This window comes from Nitrosomonas sp. (genome assembly GCF_022842015.1).
GTDB lineage: Bacteria > Pseudomonadota > Gammaproteobacteria > Burkholderiales > Nitrosomonadaceae > Nitrosomonas.
Genome location: NZ_JALHQJ010000092.1, coordinates 1 through 9,748, shown reverse-complemented (window position 1 = coordinate 9,748; position 9,748 = coordinate 1). Strand labels below are relative to the sequence as shown.

Below are 9,748 nucleotides of genomic sequence, written 5' to 3'. Positions count from 1 at the left end.
TTACCTCGGATGGCACAGAATGATTGACCGTCTCGGTCAAAGTATTACACCAATCCTTTGTTTTATAGCATCTCTTGGCAAAACAAGGCAGGTTCAACAACTAATTGTGACATAGCCAAAGATTTCGCACATAACCTGCCGATAGCTCAATGCGACGCCAATGGGATATTTTTTGTAGAGTTATTGATAATTTTGGTGATATTGGCGTGTGTTGGCGCCTTGCCAAACAACTGGCCCATGAACATGATCAGTCAGTGCGGTTATGGATCGATGATTTAGTCAGCTTTGCCACTATAGTACCGAATGCAAATCCTCAGGTACAGCAACAAAATATCCAATGCGTTGAGGTTTGCTACTGGCAACAGGCGTTTGTGGAAGTTGAACCGGCAGACGTGGTCATTGAAGCATTTGCGTGCGAACTGCCCGAGATGTATGTAACCGCGATGTTACTGAAAAAAAACCATCCCATTTGGATTAACCTGGAATATCTTAGTGCCGAGCCTTGGGTAACTCAATACCACGGCCTACCTTCACCGCATCCCCGCTTTTGTTTAACCAAAACATTTTTTTTCCCGGGTTTTGTATTGGGTAGTGGCGGCTTGCTGCGAGAAAAGAATTTACTGGCACGACAAGATGCCTTTGACCAGAGAGCGGAGCAGGCATTTTTACAACGCAAGAGCCTACTCAACAGAAAAGATGATGAAATACGTATCTCTTTGTTTTGTTATGAAAAGGCACCCATTGAAAAATTTATTCAAATATTATCAGAATCTACAGTGCCTGTTTTACTGATCGTACCGCAAGGAATTGTTGCTAATCGTATTGCAGCATCGTTTAATCATGCATCATCCCATATTGAAGCATTAATACACTATAAGCGACTGACTATTCAGATTATTCCTTTTATGGAACAAACGGATTATGATTTAATGCTATGGAGTTGCGACTTCAATTTTGTGCGAGGTGAAGATTCTTTTGTACGTGCGCAATGGGCGACTAAGCCTTTTATCTGGAATATTTATCCTCAGCAGGAGGATGTTCATTGGAATAAACTGGATGCATTTCTTACGCTCTATATGGCAGGTTTACCAGCGGAAGCTGCATCTGCTGTGCAAGCAATGTGGCACTGTTGGAATGGGAAATATGAAATGAATAACCTGATTTGGGAGAACTTCGCAGCGTTTCACAGGTCTTTGACACAACATAATAAAAACTGGGTCAATCAATTACTAAAACTGGAAGATTTGGCGTCCAATCTGGTGCGGCTTGCAGAAAATCGGCTATAATCTTTGCTTTTTGAACTCAAAGTTCACTATTGATAGCACATTAATCTTGCTTCTAACTTACAATTTGGAATTGAACTATGAAAACCGCAATGGAACTACGATCAGGTAACGTCATAATGATTGGTAATGACCCCATGGTTGTGCAACGGGCAGAATTTACCAAGTCTGGCCGTAACGCATCTGTGGTTAAAATGAAGTTAAAGAACTTGTTTTCCAGCACCACAACCGAAACCGTTTACAAAGCGGATGAAAAATTCGATTTAGTGGTTCTGGATAGAAAAGACTGCACATATAGCTACTATGCCGATCCGCTCTATGTTTTTATGGATGCCGACTATAATCAAATTGAGGTTGAAGCTGACAACATGTCAGACGTTCTGAATTACTTAACCGATGGTATGGAAGATGTATGTCAGGTAACTTTCTACGATGGCAAGGCGATTTCTGTCGAGTTACCCAATACAATTGTACGTGAAGTTGAGTATACCGAGCCTGCAGTACGAGGCGATACGACGGGTAAAATCATGAAACCAGCTCGGCTTGCAGGAACAAATTTTGAAATTCAAGTGGCAGCTTTCGTAGAGATTGGCGATAAAATAGAGATTGCCCCACACAACAATGAATTCAGAAAGCGTGTTTGATATATCCCAATGAATTCACAGAAAGGTAACTTTTGTCACCTTTTTATTTGGCTATTAACTGGCGACGACTTGAATATCAGGTTCAATAGTCTTGAGCATATTCTCAATTCCTCTCAATGTGCCTGAAATAGAGCTGGGGCATGTCCCACATGCACCCTGGTAATGGATGTGTAAAATGTTACCTTCGAGTCCTAGGATATGCAAATCACCACCATCACTCTGCAGATAAGGACGCACTTCTTCATCTAATAAAATATTGATTCTTTCCAGACGCAATTGATCTTCCGGACTCAAGTTAACAAGAGCCTCGTTAGCAGTAGCGACAGTTTCAGCAGATTGCGCAGAAGCCGCCGGCGCTGCACGGATGGGATCGGCAATATCTCGCGCCAGGTCTTGCCAATTGGCTTCACCGTCCTGAGTGACAGTGATCCAATGATCGATATAAAAAACATTCGTGACATGATCAATATCGAATAGTGCAGACGCTAATGGGTCATCTCTGGCGGCCTCAACATTATCGTATGAACGCGCCACACCCCATGTCAGTGGTTCTTTAAGAATGAATTTCAAAGCGTTTTTATTGGGCGTTCCTTCAATGTCAGCAATTTTTGGCATTTTGTTCAGTATTAAAATAATGTATTGAAGCTGCTATTACATGCAGCATGGATTGCTAAATGAATGTATTGCGCAGACCTTTATTGATGCTATCAACTAGAAGGATGATTTTACACCGCTTGCGTGGATTCATTATTAGCTTCAGTGGATGTACTAGAAATGGAGTTAAGCGCGGCATGCAGTGTGTGCCATGGTAAAATTGCGCATTTAACCCGCGTCGGTAAGTCGCGAATGCCGGAGAAAACCGTTAATCGTCCAAGATGGTGCGGATGACCGATATCCAATTTTCCGGTGGTCAATTCGCGAAATTCGTGAATCAGTATTTCTGCATCTGCGCGAGACCTTCCTTTAACCGCTGCTGTCATCATTGATGCGGAAGCCTTGCAGATGGCGCAGGATTCTCCTTGGAATGCAATATCACAGATCTGTTCATTTTCAAGCTGCAACGTAATATCCAAGCGATCACCGCACAATGGATTGTGACCAACCGCATGATGACTGGCTTGATCCAGTTTGCCATAATTACGTGGTTTTCTGTTATGGTCGAGTATGACCTCCTGATACAGAGAATTGGCATGCATTATAAAAAAACCTTCTGAACAGTTTTAATTCCGGCAACTAAGGCATCAACCTCTGTTTTGTTATTATAGAAAGCAAATGAGGCACGGGAAGTAGCCGGTACATTAAATCGCTGCATGACAGGCTGTGCACAGTGATGCCCAGTGCGAACGGCAATACCATCCTGGTTTAAGATGGTTCCAATATCATGAGGATGGACTCCATCGACGGTGAAAGAAATGACGGCAGTTTTTTCTTTCGCTGTGCCAATAATCTTAACACCAGGGATTTGGACAAGACAGTCTGTTGCATAATCAAGTAGTGTGGATTCATATGCGCCAATATTCTCGAGACCAATAGCTGTCAAATAATCAATGGCAGCGCCAAAACCAATAGCAGCGGCAATAGGTGGAGTACCCGCCTCAAACTTGTGAGGAATGGTGTTATAGATCGTTTCCTCAAAAGTTACCGACGCAATCATATCCCCGCCTCCTTTGTAGGGCTGCATGGATTCTAGGAGAGCGGCTTTGCCATAAAGTATGCCTACGCCGGTTGGACCGCATAGTTTATGCGCCGAGAATGCATAAAAATCGCAGTCAAGCGCTTGTACATCAATAGACATGTGAGGAGCACCTTGCGCGCCATCAATCAATACCGGCACATCGTATCGATGAGCGAAATCAATCATTCTTTTAATTGGATTGATTGTGCCGAGTGCATTCGAAACATGGATCAAACCGACAAATTTAGTACGCTCATTAAACAATTTTTCATATTCGCCAATTTCCAATTCGCCATTGTCATTAATTGGAACGACACGAATTCTTGCTCCCTTTTCATTAGCCAGCATTTGCCACGGAACGATATTAGAGTGGTGTTCCAAGGTTGTAAGAATAATTTCATCGTTCGCTTTAATAAACTTACGTCCATATCCTTGCATGACCAAGTTAATGGAATCAGTGGTGCCACTAGTAAAAATAACTTCTCTGTCTTCGTGTGCATTGATGAATTGTTGCAATTTGCATCGTGCATCATGATATTCCTGCGTAGCAACTTCAGAGAGATAATGTACGGCACGATTGATATTCGCGTGTTGTTTAGTTTGATAACGTACTAAGCGATCAATGACAAATTGCGGCATTTGACTGGATGCAGCATTGTCAAGGTAGGCAAGCGGTTTTCCATCAATTTTAAGATCAAGAATAGGAAAATCAGAGCGAATTCTTCCCCAATCGACATCAGAAGTAATTTCTGATTTCAGAGAAACATTGACTGAATTCATAATTTATTAACCTGTGTCTGATTAAGTACAGTTTGTTCCAGTTGCTGCCTGAGCGAGCTTACGGGAATACGATTGATTATTTCTGCGCCAAAAGCGTAAGTTAATAAACTGCGTGCAGCTGTTTCCGATAAACCACGGCTTTCCAGATAAAAGATTTCTTCTTGATCAAGCTGCCCGACTGTTGCACCATGCGCGCATTTGACATCATCAGCGAAAATTTCTAGCTGTGGCTTAGTGTCTACTTGTGCAGTTTTACTCAGTAATAAGTTACGGCTCGATTGTGATGAATTTGTTTGCTGTGCATGAGGCCGTACAATAATTTTCCCATTAAACACAGCATGCGCTTTATCATTGACAATACATTTATGCTGCTGGCGACTGGTTCCATTTGGCTTTATGTGATCAATGCAAGTATGCGTATCGGCTAATTGATTATCTGAAATCAGCGTAAGTCCATCAATAGTGCATTCTGCAGCTTCGTCAATTAGCTGGACATCCAGATTGTAGCGAGAAATCTGTGCCCCCAATGAAATACTGACCGATTGATAGTTACTTCCATGAGCCAATGAAACCGCGCAATTTGCCAGATGATAAGCCTGTGTGTTTTCACGTTGAATTCTAATGTGCATGGCATGCGCATTCGCAGACAAACAAATTTCTGTTACCGAATTTGTAACATAGGCAGCCTCTCGCAGAGAGACATAATCTTCAACAAATGTTACGTTACTTCCAGGCTCTCCAATTATCAAGCAGCGTGGATAACTGGTCACTTCTGATTGTGTCGCAATGAACAATAAGTGAACGGGATCTGCGATGGCGGTATTCTTTGGCACAATGATCAATGCGCAATCACGAAGAAACGCGGTATTGAGCGCCGCAAATACGTTGTTATCAAATTTTGCGTATTGCCCAAAGTGAGACTCAAGAATTGCCGCATGAGTTAATAAAAATTCTGATAAATCGCCAATTACGAGTGTCGCAGGATCAACAATGGTCGACAATTGTTCAGAATAATGACCGTCCACAAACACCAAAGAATTTTTTGCTTCTTTTAGATGCAAGTGTTCAATATCTTGCGCTTGCAGATCAGTGTGCGATTGCACAGATTGGAACGATAAACGAGCAAGCGCTGAGATATCAGTGAAACGCCATTCTTCGTCGCGCTTTGTGGGCAATCTCTGTGTGCTGACATAATCAATTGCGCGAGCACGTAATTGATTCAACCATGATAACGGCTTGTTTGATTTCGTAGACCAAGATTTTAGTAAGCAATCAAGATAATCAGTAGTAACTGTTTCACTCATGCAATTGCTCCGGCAATTGATTGTTTATTTGCAGTAATCCAATCATAACCACGCATCTCCAGTTCAAGAGCTAATTCCTTGCCCCCCGTCATAACTATGCTACCTGACTGCATGATATGCACAAAATCCGGCACAACATAATCCAACAAACGTTGATAGTGTGTCACTAGAATCGTGGCATTGTCTTTATTTGTAATCTGATTAACGCCATTGGCTACAGTTTTAAGCGCATCGATATCGAGCCCGGAATCCATTTCATCCAAAATGCTCAATTTCGGCTCTAGTAAGGCCATTTGCAAGATTTCGTTACGTTTCTTCTCACCACCTGAAAATCCCTCATTGACACTACGATCCAGAAAATCGGGATTCATATCTAATAATTTCATTTTTTCGCGGACAAAATCATCAAATTCGAGAGGATCCAGCTCTTCTTTGCCTCGCTGAGCTTGGATTGTATTATAGGCAAGACGAAGAAATTGCGTGTTTGCTACGCCTGGAATCTCGATAGGGTATTGAAAAGCCAAGAATAATCCGGCGCGCGCACGATCCTCAGGCGCCAACTCCAATAAATCTTTGTCTTCAAATCGAATGGTTCCCTCTGTAATTTCATACGCGGAGTGGCCTGCCAGCACTTTTGCCAAAGTACTTTTTCCAGATCCATTCAAACCCATGATCGCATGAATCTCTCCACTTTTCACCGTGAGGTCAATACCTTTTAGAATTTCTGTACCATTAATACTGGCTCGTAGTCCCTGAACCAAGAGAAGGGTTTTACTATTATTAATAATCATCCGACACTTCCTTCCAACTTAAAGCTAAGAAGCTTAGTAGCTTCAACAGCAAATTCCATTGGCAATTGTTGAAATACATCCTTACAAAAACCATTAATAATCATAGAAACAGCTTCTTCCGCATCAATGCCGCGTTGTGAAAAATAAAAAAGCTGATCTTCACCAATTTTAGAAGTAGAAGCCTCATGTTCAACGATTGCACTGTTATTATGAACTTGAATGTAAGGAAAAGTATGTGCGCCGCATTGATCGCCAATGAGCATGGAATCACATTGCGAGTAATTTCGTGCACCTTCGGCGGTTGGAGAAATACGTACCAAACCACGATAGCTACTATTAGAGTGCCCAGCCGAAATACCTTTACTCACTATAGTGCTGCGCGTATTCTTCCCGAGATGAATCATTTTCGTCCCAGTATCGGCTTGTTGATAATTATTGGTTACTGCGACCGAATAAAATTCTCCGACAGAATTATCACCCCGTAATATGCATGATGGATATTTCCACGTGATTGCAGAACCGGTTTCTACTTGTGTCCATGAAATTCTGGAATTCTTGCCTTTTGCCAGACCTCGCTTAGTAACAAAGTTGTAGATGCCCCCAATACCATTCTCGTCACCGGCATACCAGTTTTGAACTGTTGAGTATTTAATATCTGCATTATCTAATGCGACCAGCTCAACGACAGCAGCATGCAATTGATTAGTATCAAATCTAGGCGCAGTACAACCTTCAAGATAAGAAACCGTAGCGTCTTCCTCAGCAATGATTAGTGTGCGCTCAAACTGTCCGGATCCTTCTGTGTTAATGCGAAAATAGGTGGATAGATCCATCGGACATTTAACACCTTTAGGAATAAAGCAGAAAGAACCGTCAGTAAATACAGCAGAATTCAAAGCTGCAAAGTAATTATCACCAACAGGAACAACTGTTCCCAGATATTTCTGAATAAGTTCAGGGTGGGTATGCACAGCCTCAGAAATGGAACAAAAAATAATACCCACTTCAGCAAGCTTCTGTTTATAGGTCGTCGCTACTGAAACACTATCAAAGATAACATCGACAGCGACACCTGCCAAGGCTGCGCGTTCGTGCATCGGCACACCAAGCTTTTCAAATGTACGTAATAATTCGGGATCAACCTCATCCATGCTAGCCAATTTTTTCTTAGGCTTCGGCGCGGAATAATAGCTGATTGCTTGGAAATCAATTTTCGGATAATGAACGTTTTGCCACTCAGGCTCCGTCATCGTCAACCATTTCTGATAAGCTTTCAGACGAAATGACAAAAGCCACTCAGGTTCATTCTTTTTAGCTGAAATTAATCGAATAATATCTTCATTGAGTCCTTTGGGTGCGATATCAGACTCAATTTCAGTAACGAAGCCGTGTTTATACGGTTGATTAACCAGATTTTGCAATACTGCACTCATTTGGTATCTTCCTTTATTTTAGTATTTATATATTTTGAAACAGGTATCTTACAATCCTAAATTGCATCACAACGACCTACTTATAGGCAGGCCGGAAACAACGCTATAATCGAGATTGCTGCCAATTAAATCTGAGCAGATTCTTTTATACTGAAACTATCACCACAACCACATGTGCTATCAATATTCGGATTGATAAACTGGAAAGAACTGTTGAGTCCTTCCTTGACAAAATCAATTTGAGAACCATCCAAGTAAGGTAGGCTCTGTCTATCTACCACTATTTTCGTTTTATGTGACTCAAATAACTGATCGTCGGGCTTTATCTCATCAGCATAATCAAATGTATAAGAAAATCCTGAACAGCCCGATTTTTTAATCCCCACTCTGAGTGCAAGCCCTTTACCACGCTTAGCAATTTGTTGCTGGATATGTTTCGCAGCATTTTCAGTTAATGTAATTAGCATAACTTAGTCCAATATATTATTTCTTCGTATAAGCAAAAGCTTATGTTAATCAGATTAGACACAGACTTAATAATATTGTTCTAAAGCAATTTATCGACAAAACAATTGTTAAGCTTTTAAGAACTGAAAATCTTCTAAAAAATCAATGCTCAATTGTATGCAGCAGTTGTTTCACGCCGCATATCAAGTAGTGGCACGACTGCTTCAGTCTGCTGAGTTATCTGATTATCAACTAACTCCTTAAGTGTAACAGCTCCAAGATATTCAAAAATAAGCTCATTCAATTTTGCCCACAAATCATGCGTCATACACTTACCATCGTTATGGCAATTTTCTTTACCACCACATTGCGTTGCGTCGATAGGCTCATCAACCGCAAGAATAATGTCGGCGATTGATACCTTATCTAAGTCTTTTGAAAGACAATAACCACCTCCTGGGCCACGAACACTATCTACTAATTCAGATTGACGCAGCTTTGCAAATAACTGCTCCAAGTACGATAAGGAAATCTTTTGCCTTTGACTGATGTCTGCAAGTGTTATTGGATGGTTACTTTGCTGCAAAGCAAGATCAAGTAGCGCGGTTACCGCAAATCTTCCTTTTGTAGTTAGTCTCATGATTGATCCTCTAAATTGAGTGTTTGCAAAAATAATACCTGATTAATTTGATCAACTATATAATACCCTATTGATTTAGTCAACTATATAATACCCGATTGATTTAGTCAACTATAAAAAAGATGGGGATTTTGCACGATTAGAGTCATTTTCAGTTACGGATGAAAATATAATAACGTTTTGAATCATGCTATTGGGTTAATTGATATGAATCTTTCAGAGATTGATGTCACCCGCGGCGCTCGCAAAGGAAACTTTCTCAATCAAATCGAGTACTCAATTAATTGGGTACTGATAGAAAAAGCAATCGCTGAACATTATGCCCCACATATGATGCCGCAGGCCGTTTTGCCTATCCCGGTCTGCTGCTGTTCAAAATGTTGCTGACAGGAATTTGGCACGGTGGACTCAGCGATGAATCAGTTGAAGACATGGCTAACGCGAATCTGCACGTGATGCGGTTTTTGGGCCTGAGTTTAGAAGACGATGTTCCGGATCATTCGGTACTGTCTCGTTTCAGGACACGATTAACACAAGCGCATGCATGGGATGGTTTGCTGGAGAAGATCAATCAACAGATCCAGGGGCACGACATCTTGGTGACTCAGGGCTGTCATGTCGATGCCAGCATCACTGAGGTATGCTTATTTTCATGGAGTCCGAAGTTTCATAAAATGAGAACATGAAATGGAGGATGGAGATGGAATTACCCCGCGCACAATATAGCCAGGAATTTAGGGAGCAATCAGTT

10 protein-coding genes and 2 pseudogenes are annotated in these 9,748 nt (G+C 41.4%); 4 read left to right on the top strand and 8 right to left on the bottom strand.

Translation table 11 applies throughout. From position 1 onward, the window contains the following. The 3 genes and pseudogenes from Q0C11_RS13520 to Q0C11_RS13510 all read left to right on the top strand — a co-directional run. A pseudogene (locus tag Q0C11_RS13520) lies at window positions 1–115 on the top strand (IS1595 family transposase); the annotation flags it as partial. 34 nt (window positions 116–149) lie between these two features. Continuing rightward, window positions 150–1,286 (top strand): elongation factor P maturation arginine rhamnosyltransferase EarP, encoded by a 1,137-nt coding sequence (gene earP / locus Q0C11_RS13515; protein WP_293008843.1) that lies wholly within the window; start codon window positions 150–152, stop codon window positions 1,284–1,286. 77 nt (window positions 1,287–1,363) lie between these two features. Then, complete coding sequence (locus tag Q0C11_RS13510) at window positions 1,364–1,927, top strand: elongation factor P (RefSeq protein WP_292920613.1); 564 nt, start codon at window positions 1,364–1,366, stop codon at window positions 1,925–1,927. A gap of 54 nt (window positions 1,928–1,981) precedes the next feature. Here the strand turns inward: Q0C11_RS13510 and Q0C11_RS13505 are convergent, their stop codons facing one another. The 8 genes from Q0C11_RS13505 to iscR form a co-directional block, all read right to left on the bottom strand. After that, entirely contained in the window at window positions 1,982–2,542 is a 561-nt protein-coding gene (locus tag Q0C11_RS13505) for a NifU family protein (protein ID WP_293008841.1), read from the bottom strand. Window positions 2,543–2,652: 110 nt separating this feature from the next. Next, complete coding sequence (gene sufU, locus Q0C11_RS13500) at window positions 2,653–3,123, bottom strand: Fe-S cluster assembly sulfur transfer protein SufU (protein WP_293008839.1); 471 nt, start codon at window positions 3,121–3,123, stop codon at window positions 2,653–2,655. Continuing rightward, entirely contained in the window at window positions 3,123–4,382 is a 1,260-nt protein-coding gene (locus Q0C11_RS13495; RefSeq protein WP_293008837.1) for a cysteine desulfurase, read from the bottom strand. Before Q0C11_RS13495 ends, sufU begins: the two co-directional genes overlap by 1 nt. Beyond that, complete coding sequence (gene sufD / locus Q0C11_RS13490; protein ID WP_293008835.1) at window positions 4,379–5,686, bottom strand: Fe-S cluster assembly protein SufD; 1,308 nt, start codon at window positions 5,684–5,686, stop codon at window positions 4,379–4,381. The genes Q0C11_RS13495 and sufD overlap by 4 nt, the downstream gene beginning before the upstream one ends. After that, on the bottom strand, window positions 5,683–6,477 hold the full coding sequence (gene sufC / locus Q0C11_RS13485; RefSeq protein ID WP_293008833.1) for a Fe-S cluster assembly ATPase SufC: 795 nt from the start codon (window positions 6,475–6,477) through the stop codon (window positions 5,683–5,685). Before sufC ends, sufD begins: the two co-directional genes overlap by 4 nt. Next, on the bottom strand, window positions 6,474–7,910 hold the full coding sequence (gene sufB, locus Q0C11_RS13480) for a Fe-S cluster assembly protein SufB (RefSeq protein WP_293008831.1): 1,437 nt from the start codon (window positions 7,908–7,910) through the stop codon (window positions 6,474–6,476). The genes sufC and sufB overlap by 4 nt, the downstream gene beginning before the upstream one ends. Before the next feature lie 125 nt (window positions 7,911–8,035). After that, on the bottom strand, window positions 8,036–8,377 hold the full coding sequence (locus Q0C11_RS13475; protein ID WP_293008829.1) for an iron-sulfur cluster assembly accessory protein: 342 nt from the start codon (window positions 8,375–8,377) through the stop codon (window positions 8,036–8,038). A 149-nt stretch (window positions 8,378–8,526) separates the two neighbouring features. Further along, a complete protein-coding gene (gene iscR / locus Q0C11_RS13470; RefSeq protein WP_293008827.1) occupies window positions 8,527–8,997 on the bottom strand; it encodes a Fe-S cluster assembly transcriptional regulator IscR in 471 nt (156 codons plus the stop codon). A gap of 353 nt (window positions 8,998–9,350) precedes the next feature. On the opposite strand from iscR, the pseudogene Q0C11_RS13465 reads away from it, so the two are divergent. Next, window positions 9,351–9,683: pseudogene (locus tag Q0C11_RS13465) on the top strand (transposase); the annotation flags it as partial. Window positions 9,684–9,748 lie beyond the last annotated feature (65 nt).

What these genes read in the sequence shown, in the direction of transcription:
- earP (WP_293008843.1), top strand. Translation starts at nt 150, where the DNA reads ATGCGACGCCAATGGGATATTTTTTGTAGAGTTATTGATAATTTTGGT.
- Q0C11_RS13510 (WP_292920613.1), top strand. Translation starts at nt 1,364, where the DNA reads ATGAAAACCGCAATGGAACTACGATCAGGTAACGTCATAATGATTGGT.
- Q0C11_RS13505 (WP_293008841.1), bottom strand. Translation starts at nt 2,542, where the DNA reads ATGCCAAAAATTGCTGACATTGAAGGAACGCCCAATAAAAACGCTTTG.
- sufU (WP_293008839.1), bottom strand. Translation starts at nt 3,123, where the DNA reads ATGCATGCCAATTCTCTGTATCAGGAGGTCATACTCGACCATAACAGA.
- Q0C11_RS13495 (WP_293008837.1), bottom strand. Translation starts at nt 4,382, where the DNA reads ATGAATTCAGTCAATGTTTCTCTGAAATCAGAAATTACTTCTGATGTC.
- sufD (WP_293008835.1), bottom strand. Translation starts at nt 5,686, where the DNA reads ATGAGTGAAACAGTTACTACTGATTATCTTGATTGCTTACTAAAATCT.
- sufC (WP_293008833.1), bottom strand. Translation starts at nt 6,477, where the DNA reads ATGATTATTAATAATAGTAAAACCCTTCTCTTGGTTCAGGGACTACGA.
- sufB (WP_293008831.1), bottom strand. Translation starts at nt 7,910, where the DNA reads ATGAGTGCAGTATTGCAAAATCTGGTTAATCAACCGTATAAACACGGC.
- Q0C11_RS13475 (WP_293008829.1), bottom strand. Translation starts at nt 8,377, where the DNA reads ATGCTAATTACATTAACTGAAAATGCTGCGAAACATATCCAGCAACAA.
- iscR (WP_293008827.1), bottom strand. Translation starts at nt 8,997, where the DNA reads ATGAGACTAACTACAAAAGGAAGATTTGCGGTAACCGCGCTACTTGAT.